The organism is Neobacillus niacini (genome assembly GCF_031457145.1).
Lineage (GTDB): Bacteria > Bacillota > Bacilli > Bacillales > Cytobacillaceae > Neobacillus > Neobacillus niacini_J.
Genome location: NZ_JAVDVZ010000008.1, coordinates 165744 through 185052, shown reverse-complemented (window position 1 = coordinate 185052; position 19309 = coordinate 165744). Strand labels below are relative to the sequence as shown.

Below are 19309 nucleotides of genomic sequence, written 5' to 3'. Positions count from 1 at the left end.
ATGTCATTACGATATAGCATTTTGGCGAGCGGAAGTACGGGGAATTCGCTTTATGTAGAGTCAGACGAGCACTCCTTTCTGGTCGATGCCGGATTTAGCGGCAAGCAAATGGAGGCATTTTTTCAACATATAGATCGTGATATAAGTAAATTATCAGGGATATTTGTAACTCATGAACACAGCGACCATATAAAAGGGATTGGTGTATTGGCCCGTAAATATAAACTGCCTGTTTTTGCGAATGAAAAAACATGGCAGGCGATGGAACGCCTGGTTGGGGATATTCCTCTAGAGCAAAAGATGATTTTCAGCACTGAAAGTGTAACAAGCTTTGGCGCTGTTGATATTGAGTCATTTGGGGTATCGCATGATGCAGCAGAACCAATGTTTTATGTCTTCCATCATTCCGGAAAAAAATTGGTCTTGATTACGGATACAGGCTATGTAAGTGATCGGATGAAGGGAATCATATCAAATGCCGATGCCTATATTTTTGAGTCAAATCATGATGTGCAAATGCTAAGAATGGGAAGATATCCATGGAGTATAAAAAGAAGGATTCTAAGCGACCTCGGTCATGTATCAAATGAAGATGCAGCGATTGCGATGAGTGAAGTCATTGGAGACAATACAAAAAGGGTATATCTTGCCCATTTAAGTCTCGACAACAATATGAAGGATTTAGCAAGAATGTCAGTAGCTCAAACACTAAAAAGCCAAGGATTAATTGTAGGAGAGCAATTTGACCTCTACGATACAGATCCGAAGGTGCCAACGATTCTTACTGCAGTATAAGGAAGAACAAAGATACTTGATGGGTATCTTTGTTCTTTTTTTTATAAAATTCCCGTTGGCGGAGTATAATTGTAAGTATGAGCCAAAATATAAATTAGTTGCTTATGAAAGGGAGACGTGGTGAAAATGGGTTATTATGATGATCATTCCCAAGAGCGTTACCAAAAGAAAAATGGAACGAGAGGAGGATATTTTTTTTCTAGTATCGTTGGTGCGATAATTGGAGCCATGCTCGTTGTGATTTCAATTCCGACATTATCCAACCAAGGATTTCTTCCCTACAATGTTCAGCCAAATCAAAATCAGCCTGCTGGGACAAATAAAAATAATCAAGGAAATTTTATTCAACAACAGGTTACGTACGATGTAAATTCAGATACGACAAAAGCAATCGATAAAGCTGCAGATGCTATTGTTGGGATTAATAATATCCAAACATCTAATTTCTGGTCCGATGAAACGGCTGCTGACCAGGGACTAGCGGGTACTGGGTCAGGGGTTATTTATAAAAGAGCGGGAAATAAGGCTTACGTCGTAACCAACCAGCATGTGGTGGAAGGTGCTACTCAGCTAGAAGTGACCTTGAATGATGGTACAAAGATACCTGCTAAACTGCTGGGTGGGGATATTTGGACTGATTTGGCTGTCCTTGAAATTGATGCTGGACAGGTGAAAAAAATCGCCGAGTTTGGTAATTCTGAAGCATTAAAAATGGGTGAACCTGTAATGGCCATTGGTAATCCTCTAGGTGCTACTTTCTCTGGTTCTGTTACACAAGGGATTATTTCCGGAATTAATCGGACGATACCGGTTGATATCAATCAGGATGGTATTATGGACTGGAATGCGGAAGTATTACAAACAGATGCAGCTATTAATCCGGGAAACAGCGGTGGTGCATTAGTCAATATTGCTGGACAAGTCATCGGAATTAATTCCATGAAAATCGCTCAAAGCGCAGTTGAGGGGATTGGCCTATCGATTCCTATTAACTATGCGAAACCAATCATTAAGGACTTGGAGCAATTTGGCGTAGTAAAACGGCCGTATATGGGAGTTGACTTGAAATCAGTTGCTGAAATTCCTGGCTATTATCAAGAAGAAGCGTTAAAATTACCACGGGATATCACCTATGGAGTTGCACTTCGTCAGGTGTTACCAAATTCACCTTCAGCACAGGCTGGATTAAGAGAGCTCGATGTGATTGTTGAATTGGATGGCGAAAAAATACATGATGTTATCGATCTCAGGAAGCATCTTTACCAGGAGAAGAAGATTGGTGATGAAATGAAAGTAAAGTATTACAGAGAAGGAAAGCTGGAAACTACCACTATCACCTTAGCTGAAGAAAGATTATAAAATGAAGGCAGGATGGAGTAAGTACCATCCTGTCTTTATTCAAATTACTGGGGATAACTTATCAACAGGCTGTGAATTTCGGCAAAATACAGATACATATATTGTGGCGAACAAATGATTCCATACAATATGTGGATAAAAATTGTGGACATGTGGATAACTTCTGTGGATAACTTGTTTGTAAACTGTTTGTAAAATAAAAATGAGGGTTGTGGATTGTGAATATCTCAATTGTCACGGTTGGCAAATTAAAAGAAAAATATTTAAAAATGGGAATAGACGAATATTTAAAGCGGATGACTTTGTATGCGAAGGTAGAGATTATAGAGGTAGCAGATGAAAAGGCACCGGAAGAATTAAGTGAAGCGGAAATGCTGCAAGTAAAGCAAAAAGAGGGTGAAAGAATATTGGCTAAGATTAGCCAGGATACATATGTGATTGCATTAGCAATCAATGGGAAAATGCAGTCTTCTGAGGAGCTTGCGAATACGTTAGATAAACTCGCTACCTACGGGAAAAGTAAAATTGCCTTTATTATTGGCGGGTCTTTAGGTTTAAGCGAGGATGTAGTAAAACGTTCGAACGAGCAGCTCTCATTTTCAAAAATGACCTTTCCGCACCAGCTGATGAAATTAATCCTTGTAGAGCAGATTTATCGGGCTTTTCGAATTAATCGAGGGGAACCGTATCATAAGTAAATGAGGTTTTTGTATTGACTGAACAAATTCCCTTGAGATGGGGATGTTAGAATTTTTTTTATTCAAGTTCTTTCCGATACGAACGACAAGAGAGGGGCCGGAGGTAGACCTAGCATCGACGACAGCAAGAGGTGCCCAAACCGGCGAGGTGGAAGGTATAACGGGTGAGAATGTTCGACTGGCTTTGTTAAGCCAGTATTTTAACTGATCAATGGAGCATTAGGGAGCGGAGCACCAAGCAGCCATCGTCATTCCGCTGGCGCGAAACTCGACAATACGCTTGGCCCATAGTTGGCGGGGTTGTTCTTTCGTTGACATAGAGGCAACCTCCTCAATTCGATTACCTCTACGTTCTCATGGTGAAGGTGCCGTTGACGGTGGGTTGGATTTGACGCTTACCTATTAATCAGAAAAAAAATTAGGTTCTCAAAGGTTTTCACCAAAAATTTACACACTCTATTTGACAAGCCTAGCTGGAGGGTCATTCTTTTTTCTCAAGTATTTTTATCTTTTTAGCAATGATGTCCACAGCTTTTTTTGGATTTAAACGATATAAAAAGTCCATTATTTTTGCATCATTTCCGGCTAATACTCGGAATTTTTTACTTTCCATGCCTTTAATAATGATTGCAGCTGCTTTATTTGGGCTGAGCAACTTATATGAATGGTTGCCAGCACTTTCTATTTTAATTCCAGCATTTTGGACGATGTTAGTGTCGACTCCACCAGGAAAGACGACTGTTACGCCTACATTGGTATCTCTTAGTTCTAAATGAAGACCTTCTGTTAACATTTTGACAGCTGCTTTTGAAGCTGTGTAAATCGATTGATGTGGCACAGGAAGAAATCCACCCATGCTCGAAACATTTGTAATGTGAGCCTCTGGTCGTTTTAAAAGGTGTGGTAAGAACGATTTACACATAAAGAGCGTACCGTAAAAGTTTACATCCATAACCCTTTGAATTTGTTCATAGTCAAGATCATTCACACTATGGAATTGCTGAATTATTCCCGCATTATTAATAATCCCATCTATGCATCCGTGAACGGCGATGATTTCCTCTGGAAGCCTTTCCACATCATCTCTGTTGGTTAAATTAGCAATGTGTATTGAAATCTTGCCATCATAGACTGTAGCTAATGATTTTATTTCCTCTAGCCCGGATTTGTTGAGGATGGCCGCGACTTTAGCTCCCCTTTCCAAGAGTTGGAAAACAAGCTCTCTCCCAATCCCTCCACCAGCCCCTGTTACGACCATGACTTTATTTAATACTTTCATACCATTCCTCCATACTTTGTAATTAATAATGAACCCATCAAATATACATATGTAAGGGTATATGAAATTCTACTTATTTAGATTTCTAGGGTAGTAAAAACCTCAATTTAATACATGTTGGAGAACCGTATCATAAGTGAAACGCCCCCCAAAAGTTAGACCAAAAACTCTTACTCTCGGGGGTGTTTTCTATAGCTACATATGATGATGAATGTAAAATAGGAATTGTTAGAGCTTACCTAAATAATGAAGGTGTTTATAATAGAATTGCGTCTCAACATACTCTCAATTTACTCTCAATAATATGATGAGATATCAGACTAGATTGTATATACTGAAAATAATTAGTAGTCTATAGGGGGGATCAAATGTCATATGGGGAAACATTTCAATTGGGGTGGGCATGTTTTGTCGGCCGTGTACATGAATTGGATCTGTTGCGGCAACACGTGAAAGGAGATTGGTTGTGGCGCTGGCTCCATATCTATGGACAAAGCGGCATTGGAAAATCTACGCTTCTTCGGCGCTTCATGATGGAAACAGAAGGATATCATTTCTATTACGTAGACGGAAGTAAACTGATCCAACAGAAGGAGGGTGTTCTGGTACAGTTAGCTACACAACTTCGTAACGCTGGCGAATCCTACTTTACTGAGGATTCGGAAGGGATTGCCCGCTGTATGAACCGGCGTTCGCGTTCTTTAGGCAACCACGCAGTTATCTTTATTGATGAATTCGACCATTGTCATTCTATCTCCTATTGGTTTTTGAATTGGCTTAACTCGTTGGATGCGTCGTTTCAGATTGTTACGGCTGGCCGTAATTTGCTCACTGGTAGCTGGCTGCGTTCTGAATGGACCGGCCGAATTCATATGACTCAGCTTCAAGCGCTAACCCTTACCGAGGTGGGGTCATACGCAAAGGAGTGTGGACTTACCGATATTGACAGTCACACTGAGCTTTTTCGTTTTTCCAGGGGCGTACCGCTCGCAATGGTTCTTGCCGCAGAAACGATACTAATGGGTAATGACCTCAGGCGGTTGGAACGCGACAAACAATTCCAACTCATATCCGTCCTGATGAGTGAAATGCTACTTGGGCAACCTCCCTTTGTGCATCGGATGCTCGAGGCTGCATCTGTTTATTGGAGATTCAATGAAGAAAGACTTGAAGCGATCATGGACACGGGGCTGGAGGCAGATGCGTTTCGTAAGTTCGTCGGAATGCCATTCGTAATCATGAATGAAGATGGCTGGATGCTTCATGACGCTGTCAGAGCATGGACGCTGGAAGATTTCATGCTTCGTAAGCCAAATACCTACGAACAAATGCGATGCAAAGCGCTGCAGTATATTCGTATGGAAGAAAGTTTGAATCCGCTTCTGGGTCAGAGGCCGCCTTTGGATAAACTAAATTTACACGAGCATCCGCTCGTTCGTACGCTTTGTTTTTATGGACATATGGACGATATGGAAGTTCGCCAATGTCGAGAATGCGACCTACCGGTTATCCGAGATTTATACATCAAATCACACCAATTTACTTCTACTTCTCGTGTCGACTTGCTGCCGCTAGTAAATCGGATAAGCAAACTATGGGAAGTTGCACCTTCCGCCTTTATTACGATATGGAGAAACGATAACATTGTAGCTTTTTTCGGCAAAATCCCCCTACACGATGAACAAGTCATACAGGAAATAAAAAGTGACCCCCTGTTACAACCGTTCATCAACGGATGGGAGCCCATCCCGAATGCCTATTTAATAGCGTTAGTAGGAATCGATCCCCAGCTTGAGTGGCGGTATCGATCTTATTTCATCCACACTTTACTCAATCATTACTGCAGCCCCGAGTGGATCTTGGCCTTAACTTCCTGGAGAGAGTGGTTTCCCGTATTTGAGCTTTGCGGATTTGAACGTGCAGCCTGGGCGGATACAACCATTGAACTCGGTACTGATTATCAGGCTTACGTGCTCGATTTAAGAAAAGAGGACTTCATCACAAAGCTGGATAGATCCGTTAACCATCGTTCTACGGCAGGAGCTTCCACTTTAATGAAAGCGGAGCCATACATTCAGGAGCTCAAAGACATCTTGAAGCATTGGGCTGTCCTTCCCAGCAAACCTTTATTAATCCAGACTTACGGTAGATTGTTTCCGCATCGATTGGCACCAGACATTTCAGGCGAGAAGGCAGGCTATAATGCAAAGAATGATTTAGGTGAAGCGATCCGTTGCTTAACCGAAGGCAACGAGCAAGAAGAAATGTTGGGTAAGTTGTTAACCACTACTTATATAGAAGGAGTTCGACCGCTTGAACGAGCAGCCAAAAGCTTAAATTTATCAACGGCCACTTATTATCGGCATTTGAATAAAGCATTAGAGCTCCTATATCAAGTATTAGTCCGTGAAGGATCGTGATTAAGTAACTAAATGTGCAGCACACCAACATGTTTCTTTCTTGGAAAAAGTGAAACCGCTAATCCATCCAGTATGGAAACATCTGGATTGTTTGGTGAGCTTATTTAAATACCTACTGACTTTTATCTCTCGCCAGAATGACAGGCTATGGCTTAATGAAGTGTCGCTTCTCAATATTGATAAGGTATATTTCGTTAGTTCATTAAATACCTTTTGTATAAAGCATTGTCATAAGGCTCAAGAAAATCTTGTTCGATCTACCTCAGCGTATGCCGTGGGGCTAATAAATGGATATGGAGGAGAGATTATGACTGTTGGAATTGTGTTTAGTGGTGGAGGGGCACGAGGTGACTTCCAGGTTGGAGCAGTCCGTTATCTTTACGAGATAAAAAAAATTAGGCCCGCCATTTTAGCTGGCTGTTCAGTTGGTTCAATCAACGCGATTATGCTGGCTGAGGGAAAAGGGGACCCCACTGGGCTGATCAAACTCTGGCGTGATATGCAAAACAACTCTGATATGTGGAGAGAGGAAGACTGGTTGGCGAATATCCAGAACACGAAGCTTGCCGCTTTTTTCAAGAAGTCATCCCTCGAGCAGTCCTTACAACTGCACAACGGTTTTCGAGGGAATATTAAAGACATTTTAGAATTGCTAGAGGCTGTCGGAAATATTGGATATGTTATAGATGAACTCGGTAAAGTAGTGAAAGGCAGTTCACGTTCGCTCTATAATCTTGGGCCTATTAATACCAAGCTGAGCGACCCGTCCAAGCTCGATTTGGAAAAGGTGCAAAAGAGTGGTATTAAGTTGCGCCTAGCGACAGTAGCATTAGAGAGTGGGGCTCTGCGCTTTGTGACTGAAACAGGAGAAATGTTAGAACGCGACAACACCACGCCAGTTCAGGCACCCTTGGCCGCCCTTTCTCCACAATGCCAAAGCATCGCCGCGAAGATTGAGGAACTGAAGAATGAGGCCGACAACTTTCAGGCTCTACTGCATGAGTCAGTGAACGGAAAACCAGCAATTGTCAAAAGAATGCGTGAACTCAACTCAGAAATTACTAGACTGACCAGCGAACTGAATAATTGCAAAGTCACCTATCCGCCAAAGCCTAGCCCATTACGTGTCAGTCTAATACAAGGCACGCTTGCTTCTGCTTCGATTCCTTTAGCCTTTCCGCCAGTTAAGCTCGGCAATGAGAACTACGTAGACGGTGGTGTGCGGGAAATCGTTCCTATCCAAGTCGCTATTCAGTCAGGAGCCACCGACGTTTACGCGATTTTAGCCTCCGATAGCAAGGTGGACAGCGCTCGTAGTGTTGCGACTGGTAAGCTTCTTTCGTCATTTAATGTGGGGGCGGCTAATATCCTCGATGTGGCGAGCCGTGCTGCTAATGACATTATGACGGACGAGACTGTTCTGAACGAGATAGACCCACCGCGTGGCTGGGGTGTGAATGTGACCATTATTCAGCCTAACTTCGACATCCACGACATCATGACCATTGACCCTGGCCTAATTGATATCCGGATGGCGCATGGTTACATGCGGGCGGATGATACTTTGCAGGCTAAGCAGCGGAATCCGATGGAGTATCAACAGCTTACAGAGGAGTACGCCTATCAACGTCGCACTAGCTTGATTGTTCAGACCCGACTGTCCATTTGGGTGCGGGAATACGCAGCCAATGGTTTCCTCCTGAAATATGATGACAGTGGTCGCCCAGTGCATCCCGCGCCGACTATGAAACCTGATTTGCAGGCATTGCTAGAGGTCCGTTCCCTCAAGAATACGCTTAAGGACATCGTGCAGGAACGGAAGCAGGCAGGTGGATTAGTCCCTTCTGAGGCAGAAAGCTGGTGGCTTGATTGGGAACGACATCCATGGAAGCCTATTCATGGGCTTTGGCTCCAGTCAGGTCCCGCTGCAGAAGGGAATGATATGCTGGCAGGGGAGGTACTTGCGATTGATCGGCCTATACATTCAGCAAACGGATTGTTTACTTTCGTATTTCAGAGTGATGGGAATCTAGTGCTCTATAAAAACACTAAAGTTACAGGTGCCCTAGCTCCGCAGTGCAAGCTCATAGATAACAAGATACAGGAACTACAGATGGAGAAAAAAGATCTTCAGAATGAACTAGGAGGCATCAAAGGCCCTGCTCTAGCGGTCATAATTCGTAAACTGGACACACAAATTAGTCAGGCCAACACCGAACTACGCGCCTGCAACATTGCGAATCCGCCACAAACTATCAATGGAAAGCCGGAGGCAATCTGGTCTTCAAGAACAGGTGGTCCTGGTGGAGTATGCATCATGCAAGGGGACGGCAATCTGGTAATCTATGATGCAGCCAATAAAGCTATCTGGTCATCTGATACATGGACGCACCCTGGCAGCCGGCTGGTTGTCCAGGACGATGGTATTGTGGTGATAATCCGACCTGACGGCAGACGCGTTTGGGCAACCAAAAGTTAAATTTTGAACTCATAAATTAAAAGGATTTATCGCATTGCTTTTTAAAATCTTTTATATCCAACCTAAAAATATGGGAGTCAAAGCTTGAGTAGTTAATCTGGAATGGGATGACGGGGCTTCGCGCAAGCAGGTTAAGCAATGATTACAATCCAGAAACTATGAAAAGATTGCTTAATGTAGAGGAAGTAATTACATTACTAGATGTTTCTTTAATGTTTGCAGCGAGGCCCCGTGATAAAAATAAGTGGTTGTAATCTGTTGGTTACGGTGAAGAGGGAGGAATTCTAATGTCAACAAGTCATACGGAACTCATACGTATTTATTTTGATGAAGTTCACAACAACGCGAACTTTGATCAGATAGGAGAGATTATTCATCCGAAATTTGTGATACATCATGCAGGTGGAGAGGAGTATATGACGTTAGAGCAGGCAATCGAAATGACGAAAATGTATCTTTCCGCTTTCCCAGATTTGCATTTCCAGTTGGGGCAAGTTATTGAGGAAGCCGATAAAGTAGTAGTCCAGACTACCTTTACCGGGACGCACAAAGGCCAGATGCTGAACATCCCTGCAACAGGGAAGTCAGTGGTTATACAAAACGTTCATATTTTTCGCTTGGAGAACGGGAAGATTGCCGAAGTATGGCTGCATAGGGATGATCTGGGCTTAATGAAGCAGCTCGGCGTCATTTCAGTTTAATAATTGGCAAATAGCGGCTTAATCATTGGAAGATCTACGACCTGCCTAACCTGAAAGTCTTCCCTATTGGTTGGGGATCAGGTTAAGCACCCGGTCAGATAAATAGTCGGAAAAAATCCTCTTAATTAGTAATTAAAATCAAAAATAGCTTAAACATACTAACATTAGTAGTACAAACCAAGGCCATGGTTTGTGCTACTATTTTTTTATAGTAGAAGTGAAGGAAGGTCGATCCGTCTATGGGACCATGTAAGAGTCCGTATTTTAAACAGACCAACTTCACACCCTTGTTTGAATCAGTTTAGTATGTTGGGTCCTAGAGATCGTGTATAAGAAAATGGAATCGATAAGGCACTGTGAAGACTTCTATGATTGGTTATAAAAGGAGAATATTTATATGAAACATGTCATCGCTCTTGATGTTAGTAAAGGGAAAAGTACCATTGCCATTTATGATGGCTATAGACAATGTGAATTTGAAGGGGAATTATATCATACACGCATTGATTTTGAGCAGTTACACCTTCGTATTAAGGAGATAACAGCTCTTGATGGACAAGCCCCTGAAATCGTATTTGAGGCGACGGGAGTCTATTCAAAATCAGTTGAAAAGTTTCTACGGGATCACGGACATACTTACTGCCGCATGAATCCGCTTGAAGCGAACCTACAAATGGCTTCAATGCGTCGACAGAAAACCGATATTAGCGATGCCCATGAGTTAGCGAAAACCCACTTTAAATTGGAACGTGAAACGACGTATGTGCAGAATGATTATTATGAACAGATGCGTGCGATTACTCGTTATTATGACGAGATTGAAGAAGAACTTATTCTTTTACGCAATCGTATGCATGCCATTTTACATATTTCATTTCCAGAGTTGGAACGACTTATTACACCGAGTTCAGCGCTATTTTTAAATTTTGTACAATTGTATCCACATCCAGCATTTTTATTAGCTCATTCAAAGACAATTATAAAAAATCGTTTAAAAAGCAATACACGTAAAAATCTTTCACTAGAACGTGCAGAGAAAAAAGCCATCGTGTTATTAGAAGCTGCGAAAAATTCATATCCTGCCATTGAACCAACGGATATTCGTTGTAATCAAGTACGCGATTATGCCCGACGTATTGCGGATTTAATGGAAAAGAAAGACCAGCTTGTGAAACAAATGGTTATGATGTCTGAAGGAAGAAAGGAATATACCGTATTACGCTCTTTTCCAGGGATTGGTGATACAACAGCTTGCAGACTTATTGGCGAACTAAGTGATATTCGCCGATTTAAAAACGCGAAACAACTGAACGCTTACGTTGGCATCGATATTATGCGCTATCAATCTGGCAATACACAATACCGTGATCGTATTAATAAACGAGGAAACAAGAAGCTAAGGAAGATTTTATTTTTTATGATTTGTACGATGCTTATGGCAAAAGGAAAACCTAATCATTTAGTAGACTATTATTACAAATTAAAAACGCAACCTCAGAGAAAGCCTCATAAGGTCGCGATTGTGGCGTGTATCAATAAGTTTCTGAAAGTGACGTTTCAGTTACTGACACACGGCATACTTTACGATTATGAGTCCGCACTACCAGCTCAAAAATCGTAGCCAAGTTAATATTCACTATAGCATACTGACCTTTCGAAAAAAAGAATATCGTGAGGTCTTTTCGTCATGGGGAAATTTAGATGTATTGGGGAGGGGTACCCCTCTCCAATACATCTAAATAAAAAAACATAAATGAATTAACTGAAATACACTTGACTAATCGTAAGAAATAGACGGAGAGATTCCGCCTATTGACTCGAAAAACGTGAAAATGGGGGGGGGTTGCTTTGTATAGTCGGAAAACCTTCCCTTATTTACGCCGAAACGAGCTCCGTTCTGTATTTAACCGGAGAATCTCGCTTATATTACTTTCGTTGGTTACTTAATTAAGGATAAGAGTTCTTATTGAAAAAGATGTGAGATGGGTCTTGGGTGCTTTGATCTTAGCATTCTTTTTGTTGGAACCTCAATTAGATGCGTTACGGGGAACCGTACCATAAATAGAGGCGGTTTTTTCTATTAAATAAAGCTTAGTATGTAATGAAATATGTAATGGAGATCAGTTGCAACATAGAGTGAACGAGTCTGAAAGCAGGCCCCATTCTGACAGAATAAGATGGACAAAGACTAATCGAGTCTGAAAGGGAGCCTAATTCGGACAGAATAAGATGAAAAAGAGTAACCACCATGCACCTGATGTTAAGATTTTTTCTTAAGCGGCATCTTTTTTGTATTATATTTTTTCTCTATATTGTGTTTTTAATAAAGTTAATCAAATAAATTTTGAATGTATTTGAGGAAAGTAAGGTTTTAGAAATTGCTATTTTTAACCAGATTCCGGGCTAATTTTAGCATCTCTAAAGGTAAATATTTTATTAACGTAAGGGGAGGTCATGGCAGAAAGCATTGCACCGTAGTCAAGGGAGAATGCAACTTCATCACCTGGTTTTAAATTGATTTTTTTTGCATCCAAGATGATATGATCACTACTAGAACCGAGTATGTCAAAAATCTTAAGGGGAGTTAACCCCGAAACGAGTATGTCTTGTCGACCAACTCCAAGAATTGCTCGTCTAATTATCCCGCGATCTTGAAACGATACGATTTCGCCAAATGCATTTTTCCCCTGAGTTCCAAATGGAACAGATGGTTTTAATTTAGATTCAATTACTTCAGCAATAAAGCAAAAGGCGTCAGAAAATAATTTTGGAATCAATTTTCCATTTACAGTCTCACGTCCTAAAAGAATGGATTCACCTAGGCGAATATTATTGACTTCTCCTACATCTTTCGTATTCATCAGCCAATTGTAGTTAGCTGAATTTCCGCCTGAAACATAGGGGAGCCGTAAGGCGAATTTCCTTTTTATGTTTTTTACAAAGGAAGAAAACACGTGCATTTTTTGTTCTGTCGGGATGACCCCTCCATAGCAGGCGAGGTTTGTACTGATACCGGCTATCTGAATACATGGCATATTTAGAACCTGCTGAATAAATGCAGGGACATCTTTCAACATAATGCCTTCTCTTAAGTCTCCCATTTCTACCATTAGTATAATTTGATGTATTTTCTCTTGTCTTACAGCTTCAGCTGACAAAGCCCGAATTACTTCAAGTTCTGTATTCATGCTGATATCTGCATACTCTACGACCTTTTGAACTTCACTCATTGCGGGGGTGCGCAATAAAATAAAGGTTGCTTTTAACTTAGCCTTTTTCATTTTTTCTATATTAGATATTTTTGAATCGGCAAGACTTTTGATACCGCTTTCAATTAGGACCTTAGCCACTTTGGGGCTGGCAACCACCCCTTTAACTACCCCAGTAATTTGAATCTCTTGCTTTCCATACAATTCTTTTAAAATCATTGCATTATGTCTTATTTTTTCAAGGTTAATTTCAATTCTTGGGTTAATGCCCATTATGATACAACAACTTCTACCTTGTTTTTTAAGGATGGGAAGAATTCAATAATAGGATCAATGATTTTATTATAATCAGTTTTCAAAACATCAGATACCGGAAGATGAAATGTGCGCTCATATTCGAGGATTGTATGTTTTAATTCCTGGTCGGTCATTCCTTCATGATTCAGTGTAATAGCAATTACCTTTGCCTGGCTGAAATTCTCAATCAATTCTATTTCACTTTGCACACTTGGCATTTTCACAAAAGGGAAGTCCCCTAGAAATTTTCTTTTTGGCGGATGCTGTAGTATAACTGCGTTCGGCCTGGCACCTCTTAGAATTCCACATGAACTTGCATAGGCTGGATGACTTAAGGCACCCTGTCCTTCTACTATAATAATGTCCGGATGTTCTATTTCATTTGCTCTGACTACTTCACTTTCTAGTTCACCAATCACATATTGTAATGGAAATGCGTCCATTGCAAATCCATAGTCAGCCCCTTGAATTAGTCCTGTTTGTCCTGTTGCAATAAAAGCTGTTTTATATCCTCTTTCCTGAAGTCCCTTTTCAATGATAATGGCAGTTGTTCGTTTCCCACAAGCACCATCAGTACCTAGCACTGTTATAATTGGAGTTGATATTTCTAAGATTTTCCCGGTAAATAATTTCCATTCCTTTTTTGGTTTAGGTTTCCGAATATCATAAATTTCTACACCATACCGCGTGGAGTAGTCCATCATTTCTTCATCTTCTGTAAGAAATTCCTGAAGTGGATTAATAATATTCATTCCAGCCTGCATGGCTTGAATCATTATTTTTCTTTCGCTTTCTTTTAAAAAGGCATCAGCTGGAGCAATCCCGAAGATAAAATACTCTGGTTTTTGCTTTGAACATGTGATGGCTTCTCCAAGGTCTCCGCATAAGGGAATACCGTTCCTTTTGTTATCTAAAAATTCCCCTGAATCTTTTCCCTTTTTTGTACTGTCAATGACTGCAGTGATTGAGTAATTTCCCGGTTCACGTATTAATCCGTTTGCGGTCTTTCCGTCCATGGAACTAAATTGATTTTCACAATAAATAATGGCATGTTTCTTCAATAATTTTTCCTCCATGTCGATTCAATTAAACTATAAAAAAAGAACATCTGAATCGCTCCTAAAAGTAGGAAGAAGTCCCATTCTAGGAAAATAGATGTTCGTTGAGAATAGTTTCTATTTTTTCGTTGCAAACTAAAATACTGGCATTTATTGTAAAATTTTATCCTGCATGTTCAACTATACACCTATAGCCTTCAAAAGTGAAATTTGTATCCCTTTTTCCTTCCTTTTATTGCGATAGTAGCTAAGAGAGTCTGGGGATTCAATCCTAATCGTGATGTTAAACCTGAGCATTGTCAAAAATTAACGATGGTTAATGGGTTATCAACATAAGTAGACCGAACGGATTAGCCGAAGGTTCAATTATCATATGTGAAAATAGAACTGTTTCATTTATGTATCCTAATGGCGACATGGATGAAGTGAATGAGTCTCTCATATGTTTCTAGACTTTATTTACTCATGAAAGAGAGAGTACCCGGTTGGACCAGGTACTCTTCTAATAAAATACTAATATTTCCTGTCATTTTGACACGACTATTTCAAAATCAGCTGAGACTCGGCAACTAGCAGTTTCAAAGAATACTTTCCAGATCCGTTTGCGGTTTCGCCGATAAATTTAATCCCACTTTTAGGTGAAATCGTATTTTGTGCGTTTAGAGAAGATTCAAATACAACCTTTACTTCTTTTGTAACAGGGGCGAAGGTCCAGTTTTCATCAGCAGACGGGTCAATGGTTTGTTGTTCCTGAATATAATCAATGATTGCCTGGCGGTTTTCGTCTGGGTACATTTCGACGGCTGTTTGGTTTCTGACTCCAGGGAAATTGCCGCCTGCACGGTAGTTGTTTGTTGCAACAAGGAATTCCTGTTCAAGATCAATCGGCTGGCCGTTGTACTGTAAATTTTTAATACGGTTTGCCTCACCATGAACCAGATTGCCATTTCTGTCATACTTAGCCGGCACTGTTACATCAATTTCATACGTTACTCCATCTATCACGTCATAGTTATAGGTTGGATAGCTGCTATTAATTAATGGCTGCTCTTTAGCTGAAGTTGGGTCAATTTGATTAAACTGACCGGCGGACATTTCAAGCCATTCCTTTACATCCGCACCGGTAATTTTAATCGCAGCAACCGTGTTTGGATAAAGATAAAGATCTGCCACATTTTTAATTGCAATCGTTCCTGCTGGAATATACGTATAGTCGCCTCCAAAGCCTGCTTTAAATGGCGCACCTGCAGAAAGAATTGGCAGATTTTCATCAGAGGTACCCTTCACTTTTTTCTCCACATACCACTTTTGAGCGTTTGTCACAATTTGGATCGAAGGGTCATCCTGAGCAAGGGCAAAATAGCTGTGAATATCTGCTGTCGTAGTTCCCACCGGCTGGCGGATATACTTAATGGTTTCTTCGTGTGCTTCTTTAACAGCTTCTAATACTTCAGTATCAGGCTCCGCCAAGCTTGTTTTCGTTGTTTTATCATAAATAGCTCGTAATTCTGACTCAGAATCTTTAACTAGCCATTTCCCTTTTTCTTTCGCAATTTTTAAATCAATGACACCAAGGTGGCTTCCCCAGCTCCCTGCCATTACAACAGGTACCCCGTTGATCGTCCCTTTTTCAGTATCTACTCCCGGCAGATTTCCATAGTTTCCTGGGAATGTGGAATGACTATGACCAGAAATAATGGCGTCGATGCCTTCTATCTTTGTCAGGTCGTAGGCGGCATTTTCCTCCATCTCACTGACTTTTTCATCGCCAATTCCAGTGTGGGCCAGGGCAATAATTAGATCAGCGCCTTCTTCTTTCATTTTCGGGATTTGTGCTTCGACTGATTTTACAATATCCTTCGTGGTCACTTTACCAGCAAGATGGGCTTTATCCCATTGAGTGATTTGCGGAGCGACAGCCCCGATTACACCCACTTTAATCACTTGCGTTTTCCCTCTGTCGTCTACTACTTTCTTCTTTAAAATAGTATAAGGTTTGAAGTAATGTTCATCATTGGATGGGTCGTTATCGTGATCATCCTTAAACACATTGGCACTAACATAAGGCATTGGAGCATCGTCCAATACTTCATCAAGGAACTCTAGTCCATAATTAAACTCATGGTTTCCAACAGTTGCTGCATCATAGTCTAATTGCTTCATTGCTTGAAAGACTGGATGAAGTTCTCCCTCCTCAAGTTTGTCCACTCTTGCTTTATAATCGCCAAGCGGGTTTCCTTGAATTAGGTCACCATTGTCAAAAAGGAGAGTGTTTTTCGCTTCCGCTCTCGCTTCCTTGATAAGGGTAGCTGTATTGGCAAGACCAAATTCCAGCGTCCCAGCATCCTTATAATAATCATAGTTATAAATATTAGTGTGAATATCTGTCGTCCCAAGAATCCTTAAGGATACCTCGTGTTTTCCTGTCTGATCGGGCTTGGCAGCCATCACAGTATGATACGAAAGGGGAGCAGCTAAAACGGATAATGCCATAGTAGTTGCAGCTAATCTCTTACCTGCTTGAAATAACGGTTTTTTCAACGGAAACAGCTCCTTTTAAATGTTTTTTTTCAAACAATTTAAATTATATAGAGAAGTTCCTATACATAAATGTGCCTTTAGGCTGGAGTATTCTTAAAAGTTCGTAAACTTAGTGTAAATAATTAGTTCTAAATTCCTGTGATGTGTAGCCGAAGAAGGTTCTACATCTCCGTTTCTTTCTCTGAAAAGGCGAAAGCAGTAGAATTAATAAGAATAATCTTTGCTGGAATAATAATATTATTTGGAACTTATCCAATTTTTAGAACGGTTAGGCATAGGGAAAAACTCCTAAAGGCTATTTTACGTGGGCGTTAGTTGATGCTTAAAACTAATAAAAACTATACATCAAATTAACATTTCCTTAACAATTATCGTGTTTAATTGAACAGTAAACTATTAATCTATTAGGAGGATTTATTAGATGATTAATAAGAAACTTGTGAAAAAAGGGGCTACTTTAGCACTTGCTTTAGCTATTACTATTCCAGCCGTAACACCGGCATTTGCGGCTTCTCAGAATAACAATAAAATAGAATCTGTTAGATTTAATGGAATGCAAGCACCTGCAACGATTGATGAAATGGTAAAAACATATACAAATGCAACCGTTGATGTGAAATATATCAATGGAAAAGTAAAAACATTTCCCCTGACTTACAACTACCTATTTAAATCAGAAGATAAGGTAGCGACAGTTAAAGGTGAAAAAGTTCCTGCAGGTACACCTATTGATGTAAATGGAAATCCAATTAAGGATCCAAGCGGCACAAACGGAGAATACTTTGTCTCTGATGCTCCGGATTCAAACAGCTTATTAATGCCTATTAACGGCAAACTTTATATGGTTACACACTATGAATATCAAACGATTGATGCTGCCGGTCAATCAGCTTACGGTTTAGTTCCAGCATCTATGTCTTTAACGGAGATGGAACAGGACAAAAAAACAGGTGAACTTAAACCTGTCAATGTTGAAAAAATTGATTTTTCAGCAGTAGATGGACTTTGGATTCCATGTAACGGATCATTATCTCCATGGAATACACATTTAGGTTCTGAAGAGTACGAACCAGATGCACGTCTTTTCTTAAACCCAACTTCGAAAGTAAGAAGTCAAGTTGAAACATTCTCTCAATTCTATTTCGGAGATAAAGCAAAGGCTAATCCTTATTTCTATGGCTATACTCCTGAAATTACAGTAGGTAAAAATGGTAAAACATCAGTTGAAAAACATTACAGTACAGGACGCTTCTCTCATGAGTTAGCTAAAGTAATGCCTGATAACAAAACTGTTTTTTACGGTGATGATGGTGGCAATACAGGAATGTTTATGTATGTAGCTGACAAAGAAAAAGATTTATCATCCGGTACACTCTATGCAGCAACATTCAAACAAACAGGTACTGAAAACGGTGGCTCAGGAGATTTACAATGGATTAATTTAGGACATGCAACGGATAAAGAAGTGAAAGATATTATTGATAGCGGCATTACATTCAATGATATTTTTGAAACTTCAGATGCTCCTAAAGAAGGTTTTACTGCGATTAAAACATACTCAAATGAAGGTAAAGTTGAGTACCTAAAACTTAAACCTGGCAAAGAAAAAGCAGCAGCTTTCCTTGAAACACGCCGTTATGCTGCCATGCTTGGTGCGACTACAGAATTTAACAAAATGGAAGGTTTAGCACTAAACGAAAAGGATAAAAAAGTATATATTGCCATCTCCGATCAAAGTAAGGCGATGGAAAAAGATTCAACTGGTAAAGATCCAGCAGACCATATTCAATTACCAAAAATTAAAGCGGGTGTGACCTATCAATTAGACTTGCGAGGCGGCCAAAAAGATAGCAATGGAAATGCTATTAATAGCTCGTATGTAGCACCATCCATGTCTGGTTTGGTAGTAGGGGAAGACCTTCCTGCAGCTGATGCATATGGAAACACTGCAAATGTAGATAAAGTAGCGAATCCAGATAACTTAAGTTACTCTGAAGCAATGAGAACTCTCTTTATTGGTGAAGATAGTGGTAACCACACAAATAACTTCGTTTGGGCTTATAATGTTGATACAAAAGAATTAGAGCGTATTTTATCTGTTCCAGCAGGAGCGGAAGCAACTGGATTATTTGCTGCTGATGACCGCAATGGATTCTCATACATTTTCAGTAATTTCCAGCATCCTGGTGATGAAGTAGAAGGTAAGTCCATTACAGCTGTTAATAAAGAAGAACTACTTAAAGCTGTTGACGAACAAATTGGTATTAATAAAACAGGCGGTATTGGTTATATCTCTGGTATGCCATCTGTAACGAAAATGCCAAAGAATAAATAGATATAAGTGCCTGTCACTACCCACTTTTTGTCGAATTCATCGACATTATTCGGGTAGTGGCAGGCACTGTTTTTTCTTCCATTCATTTGATTGCTATGCTAAAAAACAAACAGGAAAAGGTTTTAATTATTCCTGTTT

At 40.3% G+C, this 19309-nt stretch carries 12 protein-coding genes and 1 pseudogene; 9 read left to right on the top strand and 4 right to left on the bottom strand.

Annotation, left to right across the window (positions count from 1 at the left end; genetic code table 11):
- From J2Y03_RS18925 to rlmH, 3 genes are all read left to right on the top strand, one after another.
- Positions 1 to 795: an MBL fold metallo-hydrolase gene (locus J2Y03_RS18925; RefSeq protein WP_132087358.1), complete on the top strand. Its 795-nt coding sequence runs from the start codon at positions 1 to 3 to the stop codon at positions 793 to 795.
- A gap of 126 nt (positions 796 to 921) precedes the next feature.
- Positions 922 to 2154: a S1C family serine protease gene (locus tag J2Y03_RS18920; protein WP_132087360.1), complete on the top strand. Its 1233-nt coding sequence runs from the start codon at positions 922 to 924 to the stop codon at positions 2152 to 2154.
- A gap of 218 nt (positions 2155 to 2372) precedes the next feature.
- Positions 2373 to 2852 (top strand): 23S rRNA (pseudouridine(1915)-N(3))-methyltransferase RlmH, encoded by a 480-nt coding sequence (gene rlmH / locus J2Y03_RS18915; protein WP_132087363.1) that lies wholly within the window; start codon positions 2373 to 2375, stop codon positions 2850 to 2852.
- Positions 2853 to 3333: 481 nt separating this feature from the next.
- On the opposite strand, the gene J2Y03_RS18910 is transcribed toward rlmH, so the two are convergent.
- Complete coding sequence (locus tag J2Y03_RS18910; protein ID WP_310196784.1) at positions 3334 to 4131, bottom strand: SDR family NAD(P)-dependent oxidoreductase; 798 nt, start codon at positions 4129 to 4131, stop codon at positions 3334 to 3336.
- A gap of 368 nt (positions 4132 to 4499) precedes the next feature.
- Between J2Y03_RS18910 and J2Y03_RS28960 the strand changes: the two are divergent.
- From J2Y03_RS28960 to J2Y03_RS18890, 5 genes and pseudogenes are all read left to right on the top strand, one after another.
- Positions 4500 to 4928 (top strand): annotated as a pseudogene (locus J2Y03_RS28960) (AAA family ATPase); the annotation flags it as partial.
- Positions 4929 to 5210: 282 nt separating this feature from the next.
- The gene (locus tag J2Y03_RS18905; protein WP_310196781.1) at positions 5211 to 6551 is read left to right on the top strand and encodes a hypothetical protein; all 1341 of its coding nucleotides are present in this window, start codon (positions 5211 to 5213) and stop codon (positions 6549 to 6551) included.
- A gap of 307 nt (positions 6552 to 6858) precedes the next feature.
- On the top strand, positions 6859 to 9030 hold the full coding sequence (locus J2Y03_RS18900; RefSeq protein WP_310196779.1) for a patatin-like phospholipase family protein: 2172 nt from the start codon (positions 6859 to 6861) through the stop codon (positions 9028 to 9030).
- A gap of 287 nt (positions 9031 to 9317) precedes the next feature.
- The gene (locus tag J2Y03_RS18895; protein WP_310196776.1) at positions 9318 to 9731 is read left to right on the top strand and encodes an ester cyclase; all 414 of its coding nucleotides are present in this window, start codon (positions 9318 to 9320) and stop codon (positions 9729 to 9731) included.
- A 397-nt stretch (positions 9732 to 10128) separates the two neighbouring features.
- Positions 10129 to 11352, top strand: coding sequence for an IS110 family RNA-guided transposase (locus tag J2Y03_RS18890; RefSeq protein WP_310196775.1), 1224 nt, complete (start codon positions 10129 to 10131; stop codon positions 11350 to 11352).
- A gap of 766 nt (positions 11353 to 12118) precedes the next feature.
- Here J2Y03_RS18890 and J2Y03_RS18885 read toward each other — a convergent pair.
- The 3 genes from J2Y03_RS18885 to J2Y03_RS18875 all read right to left on the bottom strand — a co-directional run bounded on the left by J2Y03_RS18885 (position 12119) and on the right by J2Y03_RS18875 (position 16788).
- Positions 12119 to 13213 carry an alanine/ornithine racemase family PLP-dependent enzyme gene (locus J2Y03_RS18885; RefSeq protein WP_132087366.1) on the bottom strand — a complete coding sequence of 365 codons (1095 nt, stop codon included), beginning with the start codon at positions 13211 to 13213 and terminating at the stop codon, positions 12119 to 12121.
- On the bottom strand, positions 13213 to 14298 hold the full coding sequence (locus tag J2Y03_RS18880) for a DUF1611 domain-containing protein (RefSeq protein WP_310196770.1): 1086 nt from the start codon (positions 14296 to 14298) through the stop codon (positions 13213 to 13215). Before J2Y03_RS18880 ends, J2Y03_RS18885 begins: the two co-directional genes overlap by 1 nt.
- 537 nt (positions 14299 to 14835) lie before the next feature.
- Positions 14836 to 16788: a bifunctional 2',3'-cyclic-nucleotide 2'-phosphodiesterase/3'-nucleotidase gene (locus J2Y03_RS18875; protein ID WP_310196894.1), complete on the bottom strand. Its 1953-nt coding sequence runs from the start codon at positions 16786 to 16788 to the stop codon at positions 14836 to 14838.
- 469 nt (positions 16789 to 17257) lie between these two features.
- On the opposite strand from J2Y03_RS18875, the gene J2Y03_RS18870 reads away from it, so the two are divergent.
- Entirely contained in the window at positions 17258 to 19171 is a 1914-nt protein-coding gene (locus tag J2Y03_RS18870; RefSeq protein ID WP_310196766.1) for a PhoX family protein, read from the top strand.
- The last annotated feature ends 138 nt before the right edge of the window (positions 19172 to 19309 follow it).

Bases quoted from the DNA above. Each gene is read 5' to 3' on its own strand.
- J2Y03_RS18925 (WP_132087358.1), top strand. From the start codon at position 1: ATGTCATTACGATATAGCATTTTGGCGAGCGGAAGTACGGGGAATTCG.
- J2Y03_RS18920 (WP_132087360.1), top strand. From the start codon at position 922: ATGGGTTATTATGATGATCATTCCCAAGAGCGTTACCAAAAGAAAAAT.
- J2Y03_RS18910 (WP_310196784.1), bottom strand. From the start codon at position 4,131: ATGAAAGTATTAAATAAAGTCATGGTCGTAACAGGGGCTGGTGGAGGG.
- J2Y03_RS18905 (WP_310196781.1), top strand. From the start codon at position 5,211: ATGAGTGAAATGCTACTTGGGCAACCTCCCTTTGTGCATCGGATGCTC.
- J2Y03_RS18900 (WP_310196779.1), top strand. From the start codon at position 6,859: ATGACTGTTGGAATTGTGTTTAGTGGTGGAGGGGCACGAGGTGACTTC.
- J2Y03_RS18895 (WP_310196776.1), top strand. From the start codon at position 9,318: ATGTCAACAAGTCATACGGAACTCATACGTATTTATTTTGATGAAGTT.
- J2Y03_RS18890 (WP_310196775.1), top strand. From the start codon at position 10,129: ATGAAACATGTCATCGCTCTTGATGTTAGTAAAGGGAAAAGTACCATT.
- J2Y03_RS18885 (WP_132087366.1), bottom strand. From the start codon at position 13,213: ATGGGCATTAACCCAAGAATTGAAATTAACCTTGAAAAAATAAGACAT.
- J2Y03_RS18875 (WP_310196894.1), bottom strand. From the start codon at position 16,788: ATGGCATTATCCGTTTTAGCTGCTCCCCTTTCGTATCATACTGTGATG.
- J2Y03_RS18870 (WP_310196766.1), top strand. From the start codon at position 17,258: ATGATTAATAAGAAACTTGTGAAAAAAGGGGCTACTTTAGCACTTGCT.